This window comes from uncultured Chloroflexus sp. (assembly GCF_937951745.1).
In the GTDB taxonomy this organism is placed as follows: domain Bacteria; phylum Chloroflexota; class Chloroflexia; order Chloroflexales; family Chloroflexaceae; genus Chloroflexus.
In genome coordinates this window covers 65,421-87,304 of record NZ_CALFBQ010000027.1, presented here as the reverse complement: position 1 = coordinate 87,304, position 21,884 = coordinate 65,421, and the positions used below count along the sequence as shown (strand labels likewise).

At 55.4% G+C, this 21,884-nt stretch carries 17 protein-coding genes and 1 tRNA gene; 8 read left to right on the top strand and 10 right to left on the bottom strand.

What is annotated here, in order from left to right:
- Nucleotides 1-315 precede the first annotated feature (315 nt).
- The 6 genes from Q1A59_RS07515 to kynU all read left to right on the top strand — a co-directional run bounded on the left by Q1A59_RS07515 (nt 316) and on the right by kynU (nt 6,502).
- Nucleotides 316-894: a peroxidase-related enzyme gene (locus Q1A59_RS07515; RefSeq protein WP_298490154.1), complete on the top strand. Its 579-nt coding sequence runs from the start codon at nt 316-318 to the stop codon at nt 892-894.
- A 225-nt stretch (nt 895-1,119) separates the two neighbouring features.
- On the top strand, nt 1,120-1,620 hold the full coding sequence (locus tag Q1A59_RS07510; RefSeq protein WP_299644674.1) for a hypothetical protein: 501 nt from the start codon (nt 1,120-1,122) through the stop codon (nt 1,618-1,620).
- A gap of 47 nt (nt 1,621-1,667) precedes the next feature.
- Nucleotides 1,668-2,000, top strand: coding sequence for a hypothetical protein (locus Q1A59_RS07505; RefSeq protein ID WP_299644671.1), 333 nt, complete (start codon nt 1,668-1,670; stop codon nt 1,998-2,000).
- Between the two features lie 10 nt (nt 2,001-2,010).
- Nucleotides 2,011-3,240, top strand: a complete 1,230-nt coding sequence (locus Q1A59_RS07500; RefSeq protein WP_298402866.1) for a DNA methyltransferase — start codon at nt 2,011-2,013, stop codon at nt 3,238-3,240.
- Between the two features lie 569 nt (nt 3,241-3,809).
- The gene (locus Q1A59_RS07495; RefSeq protein WP_298402869.1) at nt 3,810-5,096 is read left to right on the top strand and encodes a polysaccharide deacetylase; all 1,287 of its coding nucleotides are present in this window, start codon (nt 3,810-3,812) and stop codon (nt 5,094-5,096) included.
- A gap of 137 nt (nt 5,097-5,233) precedes the next feature.
- Complete coding sequence (kynU, locus tag Q1A59_RS07490; RefSeq protein WP_298402871.1) at nt 5,234-6,502, top strand: kynureninase; 1,269 nt, start codon at nt 5,234-5,236, stop codon at nt 6,500-6,502.
- A gap of 108 nt (nt 6,503-6,610) precedes the next feature.
- On the opposite strand, the gene Q1A59_RS07485 is transcribed toward kynU, so the two are convergent.
- The 9 genes from Q1A59_RS07485 to Q1A59_RS07445 all read right to left on the bottom strand — a co-directional run bounded on the left by Q1A59_RS07485 (nt 6,611) and on the right by Q1A59_RS07445 (nt 17,567).
- The gene (locus Q1A59_RS07485; protein ID WP_299644666.1) at nt 6,611-7,675 is read right to left on the bottom strand and encodes a restriction endonuclease; all 1,065 of its coding nucleotides are present in this window, start codon (nt 7,673-7,675) and stop codon (nt 6,611-6,613) included.
- Between the two features lie 226 nt (nt 7,676-7,901).
- Nucleotides 7,902-8,351 carry a hypothetical protein gene (locus Q1A59_RS07480; protein WP_298402874.1) on the bottom strand — a complete coding sequence of 150 codons (450 nt, stop codon included), beginning with the start codon at nt 8,349-8,351 and terminating at the stop codon, nt 7,902-7,904.
- A 263-nt stretch (nt 8,352-8,614) separates the two neighbouring features.
- Nucleotides 8,615-9,298, bottom strand: coding sequence for a Crp/Fnr family transcriptional regulator (locus Q1A59_RS07475; RefSeq protein ID WP_299644662.1), 684 nt, complete (start codon nt 9,296-9,298; stop codon nt 8,615-8,617).
- 131 nt (nt 9,299-9,429) lie between these two features.
- Nucleotides 9,430-11,055 carry an ATP-binding protein gene (locus tag Q1A59_RS07470; protein WP_299644659.1) on the bottom strand — a complete coding sequence of 542 codons (1,626 nt, stop codon included), beginning with the start codon at nt 11,053-11,055 and terminating at the stop codon, nt 9,430-9,432.
- 17 nt (nt 11,056-11,072) lie between these two features.
- A complete protein-coding gene (locus Q1A59_RS07465) occupies nt 11,073-12,449 on the bottom strand; it encodes an SH3 domain-containing protein (RefSeq protein ID WP_299644656.1) in 1,377 nt (458 codons plus the stop codon).
- A gap of 9 nt (nt 12,450-12,458) precedes the next feature.
- Nucleotides 12,459-13,163, bottom strand: coding sequence for a hypothetical protein (locus Q1A59_RS07460; protein ID WP_298402878.1), 705 nt, complete (start codon nt 13,161-13,163; stop codon nt 12,459-12,461).
- The gene (locus Q1A59_RS07455; protein WP_298402880.1) at nt 13,160-13,678 is read right to left on the bottom strand and encodes a Rab family GTPase; all 519 of its coding nucleotides are present in this window, start codon (nt 13,676-13,678) and stop codon (nt 13,160-13,162) included. The genes Q1A59_RS07460 and Q1A59_RS07455 overlap by 4 nt, the downstream gene beginning before the upstream one ends.
- Nucleotides 13,679-14,018: 340 nt before the next feature.
- Nucleotides 14,019-15,257, bottom strand: coding sequence for a class I SAM-dependent RNA methyltransferase (locus Q1A59_RS07450; protein WP_298402883.1), 1,239 nt, complete (start codon nt 15,255-15,257; stop codon nt 14,019-14,021).
- A gap of 69 nt (nt 15,258-15,326) precedes the next feature.
- Entirely contained in the window at nt 15,327-17,567 is a 2,241-nt protein-coding gene (locus Q1A59_RS07445) for a hypothetical protein (RefSeq protein WP_299644653.1), read from the bottom strand.
- A gap of 377 nt (nt 17,568-17,944) precedes the next feature.
- Here Q1A59_RS07445 and Q1A59_RS07440 point away from each other — a divergent pair, with 377 nt between their 5' ends.
- Nucleotides 17,945-19,510 carry a DUF333 domain-containing protein gene (locus Q1A59_RS07440; RefSeq protein ID WP_299644650.1) on the top strand — a complete coding sequence of 522 codons (1,566 nt, stop codon included), beginning with the start codon at nt 17,945-17,947 and terminating at the stop codon, nt 19,508-19,510.
- 40 nt (nt 19,511-19,550) lie between these two features.
- On the opposite strand, the gene Q1A59_RS07435 is transcribed toward Q1A59_RS07440, so the two are convergent.
- Nucleotides 19,551-19,626, bottom strand: a tRNA-Lys gene (locus Q1A59_RS07435).
- 99 nt (nt 19,627-19,725) lie between these two features.
- Between Q1A59_RS07435 and Q1A59_RS07430 the strand changes: the two genes are divergently transcribed.
- Complete coding sequence (locus tag Q1A59_RS07430; RefSeq protein ID WP_298402889.1) at nt 19,726-21,636, top strand: VanW family protein; 1,911 nt, start codon at nt 19,726-19,728, stop codon at nt 21,634-21,636.
- The last annotated feature ends 248 nt before the right edge of the window (nt 21,637-21,884 follow it).

Below are 21,884 nucleotides of genomic sequence, written 5' to 3'. Positions count from 1 at the left end.
CGTCACGCTGCTAACGGCTGGCCCCGCCGGAGTGGGCGAGTTGGCGGGCTGGATGGCGTGCTGGCGGATCGGTTGGGGTTGGCTGCTGGTGGCTGCATTCAGGCCGGTGGTCGTCTTTGGGGGTGTGGTGATGACGCTGCGCCTGATCGACGGCACGTGGTAGGCCGCGGTGCTTTGGCCATATGGCCGAACTGCCGCAACTAAGTTGGCTGGTGGGGTAGGCTTTACTCCTGCCCACGTTTTGTCACTCTCGTTGGGCATAGTCTAGTATGATAGAATATCTGGTAATTGGATACCACCAAAGGAGTCCTACCTATGATCAACGACGATCGCCCGATTAGCCGGTTCCCGGTTGTTGATCGGATTATCGATCTGCCGCCCGACATCCGCGAGCGGATCGAGCAGGTTGCCGAAAAGAGCGGCTTCATCCCGAATGTCTTTCTCTTGCTAGCCCACCGTCCTGACGAATTTCGCGCCTTTTTCGCCTACCACGATGCACTGATGGAAAAGCCATCGAATCTTACCAAGGCTGAGAAAGAGATGATCGTGGTCGCGACCTCAGCGGCCAACGACTGTCTCTATTGTGTGATTGCCCATGGCGCGATTCTGCGCATTCGTAGTAAGAACCCACGGCTCGCCGATCAGGTTGCCACCAACTATCGTCGCGCTGAAATCACTCCCCGCCAGCGTGCTATCCTCGACTATGCGTTGAAGGTAGCCGTTGACTCAGCGCGGATCAGTGAAGACGACTGGCAGCCGCTGTATGCACACGGCCTCACCCAAGCCGATATCTGGGAGATTGGCGCAATTGCGGCCTTCTTCGCAATGAGCAATCGACTGGCCAACATGAGCGCACTGCGTCCGAACGACGAGTTTTACGCGCTGGGGCGATAATAGGTACTCCTGCTCTCGCCCCTTATCATTGCGTGAAGGCACCGCTGCACAAAAGAACCCCCTCACCTCAGCTCGCTCCCTGTTGGGGAGAGGGAGGAATAGCGTATAATTCATTGCGAGGGGATGTACTAGGGGCAGGTTTCAACCCCGACTCTCCTGCATTGTATTAGGAACAGCGCGCTGTAGGGCAGAATTCATTCTGCCTCAGTGACCCGCTCAGTGGATATGATGCGCGAGTATGTTGCTTTTTACTGCTTTAACAGCAGTAAAAGTAGATTTCAGCTAAAATCACCGTACATTTTTGATACAAATATGCAGTCTTACGATTCGACATATCTTGAAATATTTACCCACTCGATTGGTGCATGTCTTGCATATCTGCCAAAATTTGGTAAAGGTAATGAAGGCTTAAACCTCGAAGCCTTTCAGGAAATGTATGCTAATGATCCCCTTTACCAGTGGTTTGGTCTTGGGTCGCCTCGCATATATGCGGCTCACAGAGCTGCAGGGGGAATTACATCAATTTATCGACAAATCGGAATTGCTTGTCAAGCATTGTTTCGCCGTATATTGCAGGATCAACTCTCCCTGTTACCTGAACAAATCACTTGGAGTTATGAAGTTTCTACCACTAGCGGTAAACGACGGAAGCTTGCGCTTGATGCGCGGATTAATTTGTCCGATGTTCAAGACGAACAAAAAAGCAAAGAATTCGAGGTTGGCTAGATAAAGCAGCCTCGGTTGTAGAACTACATGACTCGGCTATACAACGTGTGAATGGTATCGTCTTTGAAATCAGACAAGGATACAAAAGCAAAGACTCTAAACGCCAGAATGCTGATCTTGAGCATGCGATTCGAGCCTATTCTGAAGGCTACCTGCCTGTTATCATGCTATTTTCACAGCAGATTGATAGAGACGTTGCTCGCAGGTATCAAGAGAACTTTTGGTTGTTGCTACAAGGTGAGCTCGAAGGAGAAGATACAAAAAGTACGTATGTGTTTTGTCGTGACATTATCGGCTATGATGTGGCAGCATTCTTTCAGCGCAATGCCGAATCTATCCGAAAAGAAGTTGAGAACGTTCTCAACCAACTTCTATCCTAACGCATAACCTATGTCATCCCACCTCGGTCTTGCTTATCACCTCACCCACCGCGGGAATGCGCAGCATACCCGCTACGGCTGGCTTCGGTTGACACCGGCGTATTCGGTTCATGTTGTAGCCGATCTGCTCAAGCGCTATGCATTGACAGGTGATATCGTGCTCGATCCATTTGGTGGTTCGGGAACTACTGCATTAGCATGTGCTGAGCGCGGTATTTCTTGTATCTCAACCGATATTAACCCATTCTTGGTGTGGTTAGCACGAGCAAAAACAAGAGCGTATACGCCTGCTGAGGTTAAATGCTTTCAACAGCTTGCGAACGAACTCATTCAACATGTCGATAAGGTACCCCCTGAGGTCATTTGGTTGCCTGAGATTCATCAGCGCGAAAAGTGGTGGGAGCCAGAAGTATTGTCTCTGCTTGGCGCACTCTTGTACCAGATTCATCGGTTACACGACACATTCGCAGAACCAGTCATTGATCTGCTCAAAGTTGCTTTCTGTCGTCTCGTTATCTCTCATTCTCATGCTAGTTTCAATCACCAATCGATGTCGTTTAAAAAGAAATGTCAACCGAGTCTATTCTCGAAAATAATCGATGATCTGATCTTAACTTGGCAGGAGAGCATCAATGATATAATACGTTCGATGCAGACTCCGATAATCACTCTGCCAGCGATTCATCTCCATGATGCTCGACAGCTTACCACGCTTATTCCCAAAGAAACAGTTTCATTCGTCATTACCTCGCCACCGTACCCTAATCGAATGAGCTACATTCGCGAACTGCGTCCGTATATGTACTGGTTAGGATTTTTGCAAAATGGGCGTGATGCTGGTGAACTTGACTGGCAAGCAATCGGAGGTACGTGGGGTGTTGCTACAAGCTACGTTGGGCGGTGGTCGATACCAGAAGATCACGGTGTGCCATATCCCAATTTTACCGACATGATTCGACGGGTTGCAGAACATAGCGACCTATTAGCGCGCTATATTGCTAAGTATTTTGTTGATATGAAGCAACACATTACCGAACTCTATAAAGTAACGAAAAGCAATGCTCGTATCTTTTATGTGGTTGGTAATTCAAAATTCTATAGTGTTCTTGTGCCGACCGAGCAGATTATAGCGTCTCTTCTGCAAAATATGGGTTTTGGAGAGATAGAAATTACTCTGCTACGGAAACGTACTTCAAAGAAGGAGTTATATGAATATATTGTTTCAGCTAGAAGATCGTGAAAATAAATAACAGTAGCAGGTTCACTTATTCACGATTTGTTATTTGTTCCCTTCCTGTAATCCTCTCCCTGTCAGGGTAAGGAGGTAGGGCAAATGTCACCCGCCCTTATCTTGCAAAATAGCATAGCACACGCAGTAATCTCCTGCTCTCGCCCCTTTCATTGCGTGAAGGCACCGCTGCACAAAAGAACCCCCTCACCTCAGCTCGCTCCCCGTTGGGGAGAGGGAGGAGACAGGCATGCTCCCTTCTTCCAGCCCCTGCAAGGGGCTTGCGTGGCCTGAGGTAGTGCTTTAGCTTGCCCATTCCATCGTGCGCTTTTATCGCCCCTCCTCCACAAGGGGGAGCGAAGGTGTCTGTCATAGCGAGGGCGCCCAGCGCCCGCGACTATCTCATCCCCTAACTCCAGCCTTCTCCCCACCGGAGAAAGGGGGCGTGCTCGCTCTATGGGAGCCGCACGGCCGTGCGGCTGTACAGGCATTCGTCGCCGCAATCACCAAACACGGTAGACAGCCGCGATCAGGCGTGTTATATTCAAGACAAATTGCCGCCCATATCCAACCTAACTGGCATGCAAGAGATTGTCATTCCATTTCACATTGTGATCGGAGCGCGCGCGCCGCAGGGGTATCCGTTGCGGGCGAGCTGTGGTGGTCGCAGTGCCGAAGAGATAATGCCGCCGCCAGTGCTGGTGAATCCGCCGGCTGAATCGGCGACTGAGTTGGGGGAATGGCTGTTGCCGGCGCCCATCCGGCGGTTGTTGATCGAGACGGCGCGCGAAGCTGCCGAGCATGGAGCGCGCATGCAGGTGCGACTAGAGATTGCTGCACCTGAATTGGCGACGCTGCCGTGGGAGTGGCTTACCCTGAGCAATGGCAAGCAACGTTGGCAACCGGCGCTCCGCGACGACTACCCGCTGGTGCGGATCAGCCCCCGCGCGCTGCGTCCGTTGCCGCCGCGCCGGGTCGCTGGGCCGCTGCGGATGCTGATCGCGGTTGCCCGTGGACATGAGATAGTCGCCGATGCGCTAGGAGAGGCGCTGATCGAGCCGGTGCGCGCCGGGAAGCTGGTGGTTGACCGGCTGCGCGATGCGACCGCCGATGAGATTGTGGCTGAGCTGGCTGCCGAGCCGCGCCATCTCTTGCACTTGATCGGCGAGTTCGAGCAGCCGCCGCGCCAAGCGCCGCGTATCCGGCTGGGGCGGGCGGTGAGCGCCGGTGAGTTGGCTGAGTTGTTGGTGAGTATTGACGAACTACGGTTGCTAACGGTAGCGGGCGCGCCGCCGGAGGCTTGCGTAATATTTGCCGCCGCGCTCCATGAAGCTGATGGCCGGGCAGTGGTGGCGTTGCCTGATCTCAGCGTAGCAGCGCAGGTGCGCTGGAGTGCAGCGTGCTATCAGGCGCTGGCTGCTGTCGAACCGGTTGATATTGCTATGACAATAGGCCGGGCGGCTTTGGCAAACGCGCAAGAGCCGTGGGGTGCGCCCCAGCTCTATCTCGCTCCCGGTGGTGAACAGCTCTTTCGCCCCGGTGAACCGCCGATTGCGCCGGCTCCGCCGGAAGCGGTGCGCCCGCTGCGTCAAGTCACTACCGTGCCGCGGCCACGGTTTGCCCCGACTGAAACGAGTGTGGGTGCGCCGACCAAGCGCTTGCAAGACTTGACCCGCCGGCTTCGTATACAACCGCAATTAGTGGCGCTGATTATCGCCAGTCTCGTGCTAATCGTGCTGGTCAGCCAAGTGCTCCATTTGCCGGGCAGCAACGCTGTACCCACGCCGGTGGCAACGCCAACCCCGCCACTGTTGCTCGATCCGATCCGCATCCCGGTGCCGACCCTCTTCCCTACTCCGGCGCCGTGAACAACGCCAAGGCGCACAGCGTGTTTGGTAATGATCTTGTTGGTGATCGTTCATGGTTACATAATCATACATACATCGTCCCAATGGGAAGTACCGGAAGCTCCTGCGTATCTTGGTCTCTCCAGAAAGGAACGACGATGACCGTCCCACTCGATGCCGCCTACGCCGATCAGCTTGACGCTGCTGATGATCTGGCCGGGTTGCGGCAGGCGTTTGTCAACGATGAACCTGACCTGATCTACCTCGATGGCAATTCGCTTGGGCGGTTGCCGCGAGCGACGGTGGATCTAGCCGCCGATTTAGTACGCCGTCAATGGGGTACACGCCTGATTCGCGGTTGGAATGAGGGATGGTTTGATCTGCCGGAGCGGATCGGGGCGAAGATTGCGCGCCTGATCGGCGCTGAACCTGATGAAGTGATCATCGCCGATAGCACGTCGGTAAACCTGTTCAAACTGGTGATCGCTGCTTTGCGTGCTCGCCCCGGTCGTGAGCGAATGATTAGCGACGACCTCAATTTTCCCTCTGATCTCTACATCTTGCAGGGAGTAGCCGATCTGCTTGGCGGGCGGTATGAAATCGCGATGGCCTATTCGAGTGACGGCATCCACGGCCCGGTCGAGACGATCCTTGGCTTGCTTGATCGCAACACTGCTTTGCTCACCCTCTCGCACGTCACCTTCAAGAGCGGCTTTCTCTACGACATGCAGGCCCTGACTGCCGCGGCTCATGCGGTGGGGGCATTGGTGCTGTGGGATTTGAGCCATTCGGTGGGTGCGGTACCGATCAACCTCAATGAGAGCAATGTCGATATGGCGATTGGCTGTTGCTACAAATACCTTAACGGTGGGCCGGGTGCGCCGGCGTTTCTCTATATTCGGCGTGATTTGCAAGAACAACTGGTTAACCCAATTGCCGGCTGGATGGGGCAACGCAACCTGTTTAATTTCGATCTCGATTACGAACCGGCCCCCGGCCTGCGCCGGTTTCTCACCGGCACGCCGCCAGTGGTGTCGCTGGCGCTGATCGAGCCGGGCGTCGATTTGGTGCTGGCGGCGGGGATCGAACGATTACGGGCGAAGTCGATTACCCAGACCGAGTATCTGATTGGGCTATGGCAGCAGTGGCTTGCCCCACTCGGCTATACGCTCAACTCACCGCGTGATCCGTCCCGACGCGGATCGCACATCTCGCTTGGCCACCCGGAGGGGTTGGGTATTGATTTGGCGCTGATTAATGAGCTGGGCGTTTTACCTGACTTTCGTGCTCCCGACAACATTCGGCTTGGGATTGCTCCGCTGTACACCAGCTTCCGCGACATTCACACCGCCGTTGAGCGCATGGCGCAAGCCGTGACCGAGCAGCGCTATCTTAAGTATCGCGATCATCGCCCGGCGGTGACGTAAGGGTTACGATCCCCTCTGTGGTTGGCACAACAGCAGACATCGCACTTCAACTATGACTGCTGCCAACATCACAGTGACTCTCGTCGATGGTAGCTCTATCCACCGACGTTACCATCTATTCCGATTAGCAGACCATGTGTTCAGCAACCGAACTTGATCATCAGCCTGCTTGTTACTGGTATGCGTTTCGAGGTAGAGGCCATTGGACAACCGGACTGGAGCAAAGAAATCACGGCCATTTTTGTGGCGTGGCTCGTGGTTGACGAGATAGCGGGTGTGTCCAGTGGCAATCTTCGTTTGGGTGTCAATGCGGCCCTCGCGGATAGCACGCTCAGCCGCTTCGATTAACTTGCTGGCGACACTGCCGCGTGGCTGTCTGAATGGTAGTGATTGGGGCGAAGGTGACGAGGGTTGACTGTTAGGCAACGGTGACAATGGTTGACTGTTAAGATTTGCAATCGCATCCCACCATTCCTCATCAAGCGACAACGTTGTGTACGTCTCAGTTTTCACTCCGAGCTGGTGCTGGATCAATAAATCGATCAACTGCTCGCCATTCACTAGGCTAATTCGCGTTCTAGCTGGCGCTTGGGCTTCACGTTTTGCGTCAGCCGTGAAATCGCTGGTGGTGATGATAACACCTTGCTCACCGACCGCCAACGCACCGCGCAATGCCTGCACGGTAGGTGCCTGTACATTGTGCTTCCACCGCTTGACCTGCACCGCCACTTTGACTTCAGCAATAGCGCCGGCCTTGAGCACGCCACGCACATCGATCCCACCATCTTTTTGGTAACGCGTGACGTTGATAGTATCTTCGGCAAATCCCAAGGCAATGAGCAACTCGCCAATCAGTGCCTCGAAGCGATCGGGCGGCATCGTTTGTAAGCGTTGGTGCAATTGGTCGCGCACCGTTTGATTTAGTTCATCAATCTGACGGACAACCGGATGTTGAACGGGTGCGGCTAAAGCAAACGTGCCACGACCAACTCTCTGAAAACGTGAATCGGGCGACTTCGTATCAACGTAGAGCCGCGACCCCATTGTTGCTTCTGGCGTCTGTCCATTTGTTTTGAGGATACCAAGATCGAGGGCACGCCGGGTTATTTCACTGTAGTGCAGCGGCTCACCGGCTGATTGTAAGATGTGATACGCAGCGTCGAGGAAGTCCATGGTTGTGTGCGATGTGTTCGTGTGAATTCACTCACAATGATTTGGAACATGTCCATGTTCGATCGATTGCGATGTGCTCGGATGGGTAAACCGCTCATTCCATTGATTGGTAAAGCGCAATTGAGCATATTCTAGTCTACCCAGAAAATCCTTGTCAAGAAGTACATGGACACTCATTACAATGGCTACTTATTCTTCACCTCTTTGCGCGCCTCCCTCTTCCCCATTACTCCCCTTCCAAATCGTACACTGGCAAGTACCCGTTGCGGGCCAAGACGCGGCAGAGCAGGCCGTATCCGACGCCTACCACGGTGAACAGCGTGAAGGTAGGCAAGAATCCGAGCCGGTTCGGGGTAATGGCCACCAACGACCCAAACAGCGTCATGATGCCGGTGGAGGTGACGATAAAGGCGGTCGTGCCCGGCGGGATGGCGCGATCACCGGCAAAGGTGGGGCGTTTGCGCCGCTTAAGGATGTGAACAAGACCGCGACCAAAGGCGATGCTCAGCCAGAGAAAGGAACCCGCGATGAAGGCGATTGGCAAAGCGCCGAGACTAAACCACCTCAGCACGTGTGGTTCAGGTATGAGGATGGTCGTCAGGGCAAAGCCGCCGAGTGCGCCGCCGAAGAAGACGGCAGCCATAATCAGAAAGGTGATGATGGCCGGTCGTCGCATTCGCTACTTCTTTCATTGGTGAACCATGCGATGTCGCCAGTTGGATTACGGTTTCAACGGTATTGCCGGATAGATGGCGAGTATTACGTTAAAATCGATAAAGTTTTCGTTGGAGATGAGCCATGATCACGTTATCTATTAATCATTCGCTGGGCGTGATGCTCTAGCACGTTTTACCAATCACCTCCGTGTGAACATATTGCAGCCGTACTCTTGGCAACGTGCACGTTTATGTGCCACGAGCTTTACTACCAGCAGCCCTATCACAGTGCAACGCCTCGATAGCGGCGTAGGCCCTCGCTATCGCGCACGATGATCTGGCCACGACTGCTCCTAATCAAGCCATTATCGTTGAAGTCGGCCAAAATTCGGCTCACCACTTCGCGTGAGGTACCCAACTCGGTAGCGATCTGCTGATGGGTGGCGCTAATGGTTGGTGGGTCACCTTGGGCGTGCTTAAGCAAGAACTCGGCGAGTCGTACATCGACGCGGCGAAAGGCGATCTCATCGACAATCGCCATGACCGTTGCCAGTCGGTACGAGAGGAGTTGAAACACGTAGTCGCGCCACGGGCTGTAGCGATCGATCCAGTTACGAAAGGTTGCCTGATCAATAATAAAGGCGGTTGCATCTCGCTCAACGGTGGCAATTGCCGGAAAGTTGCGCTGGCTGAGCACACAACTTGTGGTAAGGATGCAGCTCTCACCACGGCCAAAGCGGTAGAGCGTGATTTCACGCCCCGTTTCGCCAATTTTAAAGACGCGGACTTGTCCGTCGGCCAGCACGGCGAAGGCACTGCATTCATCGCCTTCAGCGAAGATGGTTGCGCCTGCCGGCAGGCGCACGAGGCTTGCCTGCGCGATAAAATCACGCGCAATTGGCGTGGTTGGATCGCGCAAGAAGGGTAATATCTCGCTGGCTAGACGCAGTTCGTGCGGTTGGAGCATACTGGTTAACGCAAAGACGCAAAGGGCGCAAAGACGTAAAGGGATTTGAGAATGCAGAGGTGGGAGGAAGTATTCTTTCTACTTTCTACCCCCCTTCTCCCCATCTCCCGCGCTAGCGAGCGAGACAGGGCTTACCCCTTCTGTTCAAGCAGCGCCTCAATCCGCTCGGCTAGTTGGCGGAGCCGCACCGGTTTCGCCAGATAATCATCAGCGCCGGCGGCCAGACAACGCTCGCGGTCACCCGGCATTGCCAACGCCGTCAACACCAGAATCGGTAAATGACGGGTCATTACATCGCTACGCAAATGTTGCATTACTTCAATCCCATCCATTGTGCGCATACGGACATCAAGCAAAACTAAACAAGGCATTTCACCCTGCACATAGGCAAGCGCCTCTTCGCCCGACTCGACATGCACCACTCGGTAGCCGCAGCGCGTCAAGTACTGAGCAAAGAGCGTAGCGGTGGCGACATCGTCTTCAACCATCAGCAGTGGTCGGTCGCCAGCAAGTGGTGACGCGCGTGGCAGATCGGCCGGCATATCCGCGTCGTGTTCCTTCTGTCGCTCGTCGGCGAACCAGTCGAGTAAGCGTTGCTGTTCATCCGGTTCCCACGGCAGCGAGATATGGAAGCGACTACCGACGCCCACTTCACTCTCAAGACTCACACTCCCACCATGCAAGCGGGTTAGCTTCGAGACCAGCGCCAAACCAAGACCGCTGCCGGTTACCTCTTTCTGTCGCTCACTCTCGATCTGTTGGAACGGCTCAAACAGGCGGGTGGCATCTTCAGCGGTAATGCCAATCCCGGTATCCCAAACCGTGAACCGTACCGCACCGCGTTCAGGCTCGCCGCGCACCTCAAGGCCGACTTTACCGCCAGCGGGGGTAAACTTAATTGCATTTGAAAGCAGATTGATCAAAATTTGGCGTAAGCGGCGCGCATCGGCCAAGATCACTTGCACCGAGGGGTCCAGATCATAGATCAGTTCGAGGTTGGCCCGCCGGGCCATATCTGCCACCATCGGGCGCAGCGAATAGCAGATATCTTGCACCGAGACGGGGCCAATATCCAATTCGAGCCGTCCGGCTTCGATTTTGGCAATATCGAGATAATCGTTAATCAACGACAGCAGATGCTGGCCGCCCTGCTTAATGCCATTGATCGCGTTCAATTGTTCTTCGCTGAGCGGGCCAACCAATTGCGCACGCAGCACATCCACTAAGCCAAGAATGGCGGTCAATGGCGTGCGTACCTCGTGGCTCATACTGGCCAGAAATTCGTCTTTCAGCTTGGTGACGCGCAGCAAGCCGGCGTTGATGCGGGCCAGCTCGACATTCTGGCGCTGGATGCGATCTTTGAGCAATTGCAATTCGTTGCGGCGCTGGGCAAGGAGTTGCTCGGAAAGGCTGCGGTGCGTCGTATCGGTAATGATTTGAATCAGACCGATAAGGTTGCCGCGATCATCAACGTGCGGCACGGTCAACAGATCGAGATAGAGCACCGAACCATCGGGCAGTTGACGGTTGATCAACGGTAGGCTCAGCCGGTCGCGATCTCCGCTGAGAATCTCGGCCAACGCCTGCTCGTTGCCGAACAATTCTGGCAACAGCTCGATCAGGTGAACGCCGATCGGTGGTTCGCCGCCAACCAGTTCCAGTAACCCTCCGGCGCTCTGGATACGTAGATCAGGATCAACGATCAGGTAGGCGCTGCCGGTCTCGATGAGCACCTGTTGTTCAACCGTCATATGCATAGCACAGCATACTCCTCTTAAGGTCGTGGGAATGGGGTTACGAGTGCTGGCGGGATCGGACGCACCAAACCTACCCACCGTGATGGTACCCAACCGATTAATTGAATGGGACGCTGATCGATCAGCACGTCAACCCGAACTTGGTACCAATCACCGTATTGAGCCAAGACCACGACCGGCGCATTGCGCGGTGCAACGATCGGGCTGCGCTCGCTAGCTTCATCGGGGAAGCTGTAGAGATAGACATTCCCAGTCATTACGCCATCGTATGGAATAGGCGTAGCCGTCGGCGTCGGCGTGATGGTTGGCGTTGGCGTGGCGGTTGGGGTAGCCGTTGGCGTCGGGGTAGCCGTTGGGGTTGCTGTCGGTGTCGGGGTTGCCGTTGGGGTTGCTGTCGGTGTCGGGGTAGCCGTTGGGGTTGCCGTCGGCATCGGAGTTGCTGTCGGTGTTGCCGTTGGCGCAAACAAGGCTGCCATTCGCGCTTCCACGCTCATCACCCACCAGCCGCAGAAGAAGATCGGTGACAGTGCAATCAAGAGCAACAGAGCGATGATTGTGCGCTGCAAGAACGAAGGAGTCTGTTTCGTGCGCGCTGACTGGGTCGTCGCCAGCGGAATCTGTTGACGAATGATCGCTTCAGCTTCTGTTACCAACGCATCATCATCGCCGGCAAAAGCACGGAGTCGGTCGTAGCGGCCTTCATGAATAGCGACCAATGTTTGGCGCAACTGTTCACGAAAGCCACGCGGCTCGATACCGGTGATGACTGCGGCTAGATACGCAGCGCTGCCGCTGGCAATGACAATCTGGCGCGCCTCGTAGCTAATCGCGCCGAGTTCATCGCTATCGCCGAGGGCATCACGGGCAAAATCGCGAATCGCCGTCAGCATCCCACTTACCAAATCGCGGTCAGTTGCGGGAGTGCCGGAGGCTGCGACGTGGCAAATGAGTAACCCAGAGTCACGCTGGATCAGAAAAACTTCTTGTACCGAAAAGGGTAATTGACTGCGTAGTGCATATTCACCCGCCGACACACCTTGCGCACGCGCACGCCAATAGCCGGGATCGAGCATGAGCATTGGGCCAGTCCGAATGCGAGTGTCGATCTGAGCAGCAAGATCGCGGATCGCTTCTGTCGCTGCGCGTGCGATCATTGCCCCGATGACCGGATAGAGGGCGTCAATGATATCTTCGCGGGCTTTGTACACCTGTTGTCGGATAGCCTCGCCGATTGCTGGCGCAATTGCACGGGCAATATCCTCGCGTGAGGTTTGAATATGCTCAGCTAAGATATCTGCGATCACCGGGCTGATCTTATCGACCAGCGCCTCCGGTTTCAGCAACACACGCCGCAGCTCTTCGATCTCGCGGCTGGTCTGCGGTTCGCTCGCCATACGTGCCTATCATTCATCCTTTGCCGAGGTGAGACCATCCAACAAACCGGCCACGGTGCTCCCGGTTTCTAGCCGAGTCGCTATTTCGATCAGCATACTGGCTAGTGCCTTACGGTCAGTCTTCTGATTATCGAGCCGGTCAGCGATTCGGCGCAACTCAGTGCGCAACGCATCTTCGGCGCTGCGTAGCTCGCGGCGTAACGCTTGGGCACGCTGTTCGAGCAGATCGCGCGTCTCGGCGAGACCAGCGCGGTTCGTGCGGATCTCAAGATCGTGATGATTCTGTACCCGCCGTAGTTCGCTCACGCCGTCGCCCAAGCCGTTGAGCGCTGCTTCGTGCTGGCGCACTTGCGCCGAAACCTGCTGCAAGATTGACTCACGCGCCCGGGCCCGCTCAATCTCACGCCGCAGCTCGTCATTCAGCCGGCGTGTCTCGACATCAAGCGCATCAAACCGGCGCAGCATCGCTTTTTCAACCTCGCCGAGCCGGTCTTGCAGTTGGCGGACATCGTCATTAAGATGTTCAATCTGGCGGCGGATGTCACTGAATGCACGCGCATACTCTTCCATCTGCGGGCCAAAGATGATGTCGCGCAGGCGATCAACTTCCGCCTGTCGTGGTTGGCGCGTGCTAGTTCCGAGAATAATTTGGCGTACCCGTTCAAGCTCTTCGGCTTCCTCCGAGTTGCTAATTCCCGATACATCGTTTGTCATACGCGCCCTTTCTGCTGCACAATCTGCCGCCCTAGTACCTGAAACGCCTCGTTCACGCCAGCGCCGGTACGCGCGCTGGTGCAGAGCCAATCGGCTGATAAATTCGTCGCCACAGCGGCAATGTCGTCATCGGCGATTCGTCGTTGCTCGGTGAGGTCGGCTTTATTCGCTGCGATGACCAATGGTGTGTGTGGACTAGCCCGGTGAAATGCCTCGGCATACTCACTAAGCACCGGTAAGGTGTCAGGCCGAGTCAGATCACAGACGAGCAAGGCACCTGCCGCGCCGCGATAGTAATTCTGCACGATCTGGTTGAAGCGCTCGCCGCCGGTCGTATCCCAAATGATGAGGTTTATATCGATGTGGTTTAGCTTGAGCGAATGGCGGCTAATCTTAACGCCAAGCGTGCTTAGGTATCGTTCGTCAAAAATGCCTTCGACAAAGCGACGGATGAGGCTCGTTTTGCCAACGGAGAATTCTCCGAGCAAACAGATTTTAGCAGTGAGTTGATTCACGGCATTTTTTGTTGAAAATATACTTCCACCTATCAAACTTGGCTATAGTATAACACATATTGCTTCTTGGATTGAGTGTGGATGGTCAATGATACGTGATTGGGTGATGCGGTGCAAATGGTTCGCTTTTGGCCGGCTATGAGTGCGGTGTCTCTTGTGTCTTCTAAATTATGATGAAATGTCTATTGTAAACATATTACACGTGACATTTGTTAAAGATTAAATGGTGATTTGCAAGAGCGTTAAATGAATTTATGATCTTTTTTGGTTAAAATAAGTTGATCATTTCGTCTTAATAACGTTTGGTTAACTTGATCTACGTATGACGATCGAAGAGAGTCTATCGACAAAGCACAAGGATCGTCTCGACATGCGGGGTTTGCGGAAAGAGATCAATTGGCTGCACCAGCGTGAGATGATAGCCTGCCGCTAACAAAGGGGCAAGATCGCGTCCTATTAGTCCGGGGTGGCACGAAATATAGACGATTCGTTCCGGGGCATGGGCAATCACTGCCTCGATCAGCGCCGGATGGCACCCGCGTCGCGGTGGATCAAGAATCGCGGCATGGAAGGGGCCGGGCAGGCGTCCTACCACTCGTTCGGCAGTACCAGCAATAAATCGCACATTTTTCATCTGATTATCGGCGGCGCTCTGGCGACCATCGGCTACTGCGGGTTGGTGCGCTTCCACCGCCACCACTTCGTCATAGGCGGCGGCCAATGGCAAGGCAAAACTGCCCACGCCGCTGTAGGCGTCAAGCAAGCGTCCGCCGTGCGGCGCTAACGCTGCGCGCACCACCTCGATCATGCGCTCGGCCTGCGCGTGATTGACTTGAAAGAAGCTACTGAGGCTGAGCCGAAAGACCACCCCGCCTAATTCATCATAGATGGCATCAGCCCCTATGAGCGGTTCGTCGCCGAGCGTGACACCCGCTAACACCGGCGTGGCGGCCATCCACGTCGCAGCCAACCGGACCAGAGCATTGCGATCGGCGTCGGGGGCGGGATCAAGCCGGGCGGCGGCATAGCCATACGTCGCGCTGGCCCGCAAGTGTACCTCGTTGATGAGACCGGCGAAGGGCAGTTGACGTAGTCCGGCTAGTGCCGCGCGCAAGGCTGGTAACAACAGTGGGTCGTCAACCACATCAAGCACTGTCTTTGTGCCGATGGCGTGGTAACCGAGCGCGGCGCCATTCGCATGCAGACGGGCGCTGTTGCGGTATCCCCACGGGTGTGGTGCGGTAATCACCGGCTGGACGGGGAGATCAACGGTCGGTAGAAATTTGGCGATCTGCTCGGCGATGATTGTCTGCTTGTAACGCACCTGCGCCGGATAAGCAATGTGCTGCCATGGCACATGATCGCCGGGATTGACTAACGGCGCTACTCGATCAGGTGACGCACGGAGTACGTCACTGACGGTTGCTCGCAGAAAGCGGGTATGCCGCTCTCGGATGAGGGCGCGTACCCGCTCCCCCGGCAAGGCGCTACTGACAAAAACAACGAGTTCGTCTAACCGGCCTACGCCGTCGCCACCCTGCGCAATGCCGTCAATGTCGAGTTCAATGATGTCGGCCATACCTTCCCGCTACCAATGACGCCGACAGTCTGCTGGCGTCAAATTGGGGGTATTATAGCCGATCCGATGTTACTGCTGTAGATTTGCTTTCACGGCGGCCTCTAGTTCAACCAAACTCAACCCGTACACCGCATTGAGCATTTCGGGAGTAACCTCGTTGCGGAAAGGCCCTAACCCGCTACCCAACACGGTGAAAAGGGGAATCGCCTGCTGGAGACGTTCGGTCGGTATTGTGGTAAACGAGCGATAGAACTCCCAAAACCGCTTGATCCCGTAGGTGTCGATCAGATACTGGACTGTTTCAGCAGAAAAGAGATATTCTGGCCCGACGCTCTTACCAAGCATATCGAACTGACCAAGTTGATCGGCAGCGGTGAGTTTTGTGAGATCGATCTGGTCTGGTTGGCCTTCCTGAATAAGATATCGGCGTAGCTCAGGCCGGTATTGGTCGGCAAAGTACATAGCCGTGCCCTCAATCAACCAAACCGGCGTGAACGGCATGGTCTCGCGGGCGAGCACCAAATGTACCATTTCATGCTTAATCGTTGCTTTCCGGCCAAACGAATTGTCAACGTTAGCGTACTCGGTTAAGCTTGCGCCATTGAGGTAAAACGCCCGGCCCTGTGACTGAATATACTCGTCGGTGAGATTGTAGCTCCAGTAGGCAACACCAAGGGTACGCGCACCCTGCCCAGTTTGGGCGCGGAAGTCCTCTTGATCAATGGGGACGAAGATGATGTATTTCTGATCAAGAGAAAAACCGGCAGCTTGCAACTCGGTGTACACCTGTTCACATTCAGCCGCGATCTCATCAATCTGATCGGCCATTGCCGGACGATGGATGATGAGAAAGTGATCGGTCTCGCTGAGCTGTACATCATCAGTCCACCAGAAGAGCGATGGTTGATCAAGCTCATACCGGCTGACGATCCAACGGTCTGCTTGTTTGGTGAACCAGTAACGCAGCTCATGCTGAAAAACATTGTCCGGCATGCCGCGCCAGTGGTAAGATAGCCAGACCGTCATTCTATCTTGGGTACCACGCTCCCACGCTGATTCTAGCAGGATTGTGTTAGGGGACAAAACAAGTCGGTACTCTGCGATGGGTAGTTGCTGGCTTCGCTGAAAGATGCGCTCTTGCTCTGGCTGTAATTCTGGGGCAAAGGTGCTAAGGTAGCCGGCCAGATCGCTTGTCATCAGCGCCTGCGCTTGCCGGTTCAACACCGCTTCGAGAGTTTGCAGTGCCAATTCTGCACTGGTTGGCGTCGTAGTTGGCGGTGGTGGGCCGCCGCTCGCTGAGGTGACCGTCGCCCGAACGAACCCTTGCTCGTTAAAGGAAAGCGTGGCTGCGCTGTAGAATGGGTAGAAAAAGCGGAGTTGATCGATATCCTGCGGCCGTGGGAAGACGATCTCGCCACGGTAACTTTTTCCCGGCAGCAAGCCATCAGATGGGATAATGGCAGTACGAAACTGCTCACTCATCCGCAGAGGTGCATACACTACCCCTTCAGCATCGAATACCCGACTATCGTTGCCGCTGAGGCCGCTGCCAAGACCGATCGGTCGCCGGCCGGTATTAACGAACGCGATCGCGAAGCTGATTTCATCGGCAGTCACGGTGACGCGCTCAAGGCGTAAATCGAGCCGACTTAATGCAGATTGGCTGCTGTACAATACCACATCGAGCGGGTATTCACCGCTAGGTACGTTGAGCGTATTTGGTGTAACTCGCTGATCGAGCGTGAAGATCAGGGGCTCAAACGTGGGTACGTGCAGCTCAAATGGCCCACCTGCGGTTGGCAGCGGGAACGTTACTTCACCAATGTTGGCTTGGCCGGGCAAATACCCATCCTTGAGACTGAACCGTTCGATGTTGTCACTGACTGCTAAAGGACGATACTCATTCCCGGCACTATCAACAAGGCGGAGTTCGGTGCTCTTGAAGCTGGCAGAAAGGTAACGCGAGTCGTTGCTCATGTTCTGCATGCCAAACCGAACCACCAGTGCGCTCTCGGTCAGGGACACGCGGTAGATAATCGCGTCAAAGTCGATCTTTGGGTTGCGTGTACGCTGATTGATCAGATAGTCGCCGCGAGCGGCGGCGAAGTTGTTTGGCGCTGAGCGAGTTGGTGTGGCTGCTGCGCTGACGGTCGGCGGTCGCGTTGGATTGTCGGTAGATTGGTTGACTTGGGGAGCGGGAGTGATAGATGGTGGTTCAACGAGGGGTGGCGGTGTGGCGCAGCCGGCTAGCAAGAACGTGATCAGCAGTGGCAGCAGGAGCCACGAAGTTTTGAATTGGAGCTGTGTCATAGAACCTCCTGTGGGGTTGGAAGTTGACGGTGGCGACGATGCGAGGTTGGACGGGGATAATTTAGGTGGTGAGCGATGGCTTTACAAGCGGAGATGAAGCGGAATCGGTAGAGGAGGGATTGAGTTTGAGATTTTATAAATGTTCTTACTTGGAAATAGCACTACGAATATATCACTTCTCAGGTGGATGATCAAGATGTTTTGACCAATTTTGAGATTTTAAATGTTCAACCTTATTCCTTGCGTTATAATAGCGAGTAGCGAACGTTATGCCCTCTGCCTCACTCGCTGAACCCTACACAGCGGAATTACCGGCGCCAATGTAGTCGGCACGTCGCTGTTTGTCGTACAACCGTTGCTCAGCGTAAGGATTTACGATGTTCACCCTTGTTCGTTTGGGTCAGGGGCGCAGCCACTGGAGCTTCGTCGTTGTGTTGGTATTAGGTCTCCTCATTGCCGGGTGCGGCCAGTCTTCGCCAGAATCCTCTAGCTCACCCACCACTAAGCCAACACCAAGGCAATCCACCAACGCTAGCGGGAGTTCAGACGGGCAGAGCCAACCAACTATTCCCATTACCCAGCCAACCCCAACGTCACCCTCAGCTTCTATTGTAGGACTCGACAATCCTGCCTCAACCTACTGCATCGTACAGGGTGGCCGGCTTGAAATTGAAGCTACTGCCAACGGTGACCAGATCGGATTCTGTAACTTTCCTGACGGTACACGCTGCGAAGAATGGGCTTTCTACCGTGGCGAATGCCGACCCGGCGAGCGGTACGATCTTCCACCAACGACAACTGCAACCGAACCTACCATCACCCCGCTGAGCGAGGTGTTTGCCGCCATGCAAGCATCGTTGCCGGCCAATGCCTTCGATACGATAGCCGCCCAGCCCTTGCAGACCACTGATGGTCGCCAGCTTTGGGTGGTGTATAGCACCGGGATGCGCAATGTTGACCTTAATCCGGTACCGTCGCATGTGGTTGCGATCTACGCTAACCAAGCCGGTCGGTGGCAAGAACTTGATCGAGTAGCCCTAAGTACGGCCGATGCCGAACCGGATTATATCGGCGATGTGCAACAAGTTAAGATTGCTCCCGGTCAGATTTGGCTTCAAATCGAAGGCGGATTAGGTGCGCATAGCGGCAGTTATCACCTGTTTCGGTTCGACGGTGATACCCTACAGCTTGCCGTGGTTGCGTTTTCGTCTCACCCCGGCGTTGGCCACGTCGAAGACCTAAACGGCGATGGTTTGAACGAGGTGGTGCTTGACCGCTCAGAGCCGTACATTTTCTGCTACGCCTGCGGCGTGTACTATCCTTCGTATCAAGTCTATACATGGCAGGGTACATCACTCGGTGAGGTTGCAATCAGCCACCTGACCACTGCCGATCAAGCTGCGCCGTTTGCCGACCTCAATCGGCAGGCGGTCACCTTTGCGCAGGCCGATCTGTGGCCCGATGCGCTGGCAGCGATCAACGCGGCAGTGGTACAGGCTGGTGACGCCGATCCACCTACCACGGCCGGTTCATTGCACTGGAATCAACTGCTCATTCAGATGATCCACGATGCCCAGCGCGAGGCTGTTGCGACCAGCGCCTATCCGCTGCTTAATCACGTCTTTTATGGTGATTACGCCGGCGCGGTTGCCCAGATGCGTGCTTATTCGCCAGATGCGATCTTTCGCACCGAGTCGCCGCTGATCGTCGGTACCGTGGCCGAGGGATGGGAGATGGAATTGAGTATGTATTTACTTGATTCCTCTGAACGAGCGTTAGCCGTTATGCCCGATCGGGCCGAAATCCATTTCGTCAGAGCATGGGGTCGATTTCTCGCTGATCCGACCGATCCGGCGTTTGGCGACGATATACGTCGGGCTGCACTGTTAGCGCCCGACGACCCACTGTTCGCGGCTGCGGTAAGGTGGCTAGAGCGACGGTAGGTGGGCCAAACAAAAACACCGGCATTAGCCGGTGTAGTAGTGGTGGGCCCCGTGGGACTCGAACCCACAACCGATTGATTAAGAGTCAACTGCTCTGCCAATTGAGCTAGAGGCCCGCTGAGAATATACAACAACCTGCCCAAATTGTCAACTTGTCGTAACCGGCGAGGTTTTGTACAATGCGAAAGGGTCTATGACAGGTTCGCTGCATCGCTATGCCTAGTAATCGCTACTATCAAGAATACGGCCCGATCTACCGCCGGCGGGTAGCGCAACGTGAGTTGCTGCCCAGAGACGAACCGCCGCCCGAAGAGCCGCAACGGCCGCGACCGCGCCGCCCTCTGCGCCGACGGCGACAGCGCGCGCCGGCATGGGTGTGGCTGGCGTTTGTCTTGTTCTTGTTGGTAGCTGCGCCAGTGGGTGCAGTCTATGCGGTTGATCTGGCCTATCCCAATACCATCTTGCCCGGCGTGTCGCTCAACGGCGAGCCGCTCGGCGGGCGTAGCCGGGCTGATCTGATGATCGAGTTGCGTCAGCGCTATCGCACCTTTGAACAACAACCGGTGACGCTTACTTTCCGCGATCGAGTCTGGCAGCCAACGCTTACCGAGTTGGGGGTAACATTTGCCATCGAGCGATTGGTGAATGATGCCTTCGCCTTGGGCCGCAGCGGCGACCCCTTCACGCGCGTTCGCGATCTGTGGTTGCTCTGGCGCGAAGGGATTGATCTGCGGCCACGGTTAGCGGTTGATCTGAGCCAAACCCAGCATTACTTGCTCGGCATTGCGTCGCAGATCGAGCAGGCACCGACCGACGCTGTGCTTAGTCTGGCCGATGCTCGTGTAATCGGTCAGCCTAGTCAGCCCGGTACGCAACTATTGATCGATGCCACCGCCAACGATGTGTTGCTCGCCGTCCAACAACTTCGCCCGCAGATAGTGCCAATTCGCACGCGCCAGCTTGCCCCGCTGATCGACGATACCGATCTAGTGGTGGCCCAACAGCTGGCGGTGCAGTTACTGCGCAGCCCGATCGAGCTAGTTGTCGAAGATCAGCGGATCGTGTGGTCGCCTGAGCGCTTGGCCGAGCTGTTGCAGGTGAAGCCAGTTGACGGCCAGTTCGTTATTCAACCCGATCCTGATCGGCTTGCTCGCGCTGTCGAGGGTTTGGCGCAGAGCATTGATACCGGCACCGCCGAACCACGCCTGCGCTTCAGTGATGGCCGGGTACGGATCGTCGCTGAGGGCCAGCCGGGTCGCCGTTTGCGGCAGGCCGAGGCCGTTACTGCTCTCGGTGAGCTGCTGATGCAACCTTCACCGATCACCCGCACGCTCGTCTTGCCGGTTGACCGGATCGATCCTCAGATCACGGCTGCCAACCTCGATAACCTTGGCATCGTCGAATTGGTTGCCGAAGGGCGCAGCAGCTTTGTTGGCTCAGCGCCGTACCGCATCACCAACATTCGCGCCGGTGCTGCCCGCATGAACGGCGTCCTCATCGCTCCCGGCGAAGAGTTCTCGTTCAACCGCCAATTGGGTGAGGTGAACGCTGAAAATGGCTTTGTTGAGGGGTACGCCATTATCGGCAACCGCACCCAACTCGAATGGGGTGGTGGCGTCTGCCAAGTCAGCACCACCGTCTTCCGCGCCGCCTTCTGGGCTGGCTTGCCGATCACCGAACGGCACGCTCACTCGTTCTACATCAGTTGGTACGACCGGTTTGGCCTTGGCCCCAACGGCGATGGCCAAGGGCTAGACGCCGCTATCTTCACCGGCATACAAGACTTGAAATTCGTCAATGACACCGGCTATTGGTTATTAATGCAAACTAGCATCGATGAACAGGCGCAGGTGTTGGTGGTGCAACTGTACGGTACCCGCCCCAACCGCGAGGTGCGTCTCGAAGGGCCGATTATCGCCAACGAAGTGCGCGCGCCGAGCCAGCCGGTCTATGTTGATGACCCCTCCTTGCCGCGCGGCACGTTGCGCCAAACTGACGTTGCCCGTAACGGACGCGATATCTCGATCTATCGTATCGTCATCGATGCTAGCGGCCAAGAACGGCGAGAACTCTTCTTTACTCGCTTCCGCCCATGGCCGAATATTTTTGTGCGTGGCACAGGGTGAAGAGGGGACTGAGCGTGTGCCTCTTTCATATCACACACCACGAGCAATGGTTAGCGTGGTTGATTGCTGATGTCTGTGCAATGCCTGAAGCAAACTGTATTTCAGTCGAGTTGACAAACAAATGTTCTGTCTTTATAGCTAGAGCATTATCCATAGCGCGTGCCTACCGGAGCTGCCGGCGATGATCGATTCAGACCTGTACGAGCATAGCCACCATATTGAGCATGCCCATATTGGTAGTGCAATTG

Excerpts from the sequence above, each read along its gene's own strand:
- Q1A59_RS07515 (WP_298490154.1), top strand. The coding sequence starts at position 316 with ATGATCAACGACGATCGCCCGATTAGCCGGTTCCCGGTTGTTGATCGG.
- Q1A59_RS07510 (WP_299644674.1), top strand. The coding sequence starts at position 1,120 with ATGATGCGCGAGTATGTTGCTTTTTACTGCTTTAACAGCAGTAAAAGT.
- Q1A59_RS07500 (WP_298402866.1), top strand. The coding sequence starts at position 2,011 with ATGTCATCCCACCTCGGTCTTGCTTATCACCTCACCCACCGCGGGAAT.
- Q1A59_RS07495 (WP_298402869.1), top strand. The coding sequence starts at position 3,810 with ATGCAAGAGATTGTCATTCCATTTCACATTGTGATCGGAGCGCGCGCG.
- kynU (WP_298402871.1), top strand. The coding sequence starts at position 5,234 with ATGACCGTCCCACTCGATGCCGCCTACGCCGATCAGCTTGACGCTGCT.
- Q1A59_RS07485 (WP_299644666.1), bottom strand. The coding sequence starts at position 7,675 with ATGGACTTCCTCGACGCTGCGTATCACATCTTACAATCAGCCGGTGAG.
- Q1A59_RS07480 (WP_298402874.1), bottom strand. The coding sequence starts at position 8,351 with ATGCGACGACCGGCCATCATCACCTTTCTGATTATGGCTGCCGTCTTC.
- Q1A59_RS07475 (WP_299644662.1), bottom strand. The coding sequence starts at position 9,298 with ATGCTCCAACCGCACGAACTGCGTCTAGCCAGCGAGATATTACCCTTC.
- Q1A59_RS07470 (WP_299644659.1), bottom strand. The coding sequence starts at position 11,055 with ATGCATATGACGGTTGAACAACAGGTGCTCATCGAGACCGGCAGCGCC.
- Q1A59_RS07465 (WP_299644656.1), bottom strand. The coding sequence starts at position 12,449 with ATGGCGAGCGAACCGCAGACCAGCCGCGAGATCGAAGAGCTGCGGCGT.
- Q1A59_RS07460 (WP_298402878.1), bottom strand. The coding sequence starts at position 13,163 with ATGACAAACGATGTATCGGGAATTAGCAACTCGGAGGAAGCCGAAGAG.
- Q1A59_RS07450 (WP_298402883.1), bottom strand. The coding sequence starts at position 15,257 with ATGGCCGACATCATTGAACTCGACATTGACGGCATTGCGCAGGGTGGC.
- Q1A59_RS07445 (WP_299644653.1), bottom strand. The coding sequence starts at position 17,567 with ATGACACAGCTCCAATTCAAAACTTCGTGGCTCCTGCTGCCACTGCTG.
- Q1A59_RS07440 (WP_299644650.1), top strand. The coding sequence starts at position 17,945 with ATGTTCACCCTTGTTCGTTTGGGTCAGGGGCGCAGCCACTGGAGCTTC.
- Q1A59_RS07430 (WP_298402889.1), top strand. The coding sequence starts at position 19,726 with ATGCCTAGTAATCGCTACTATCAAGAATACGGCCCGATCTACCGCCGG.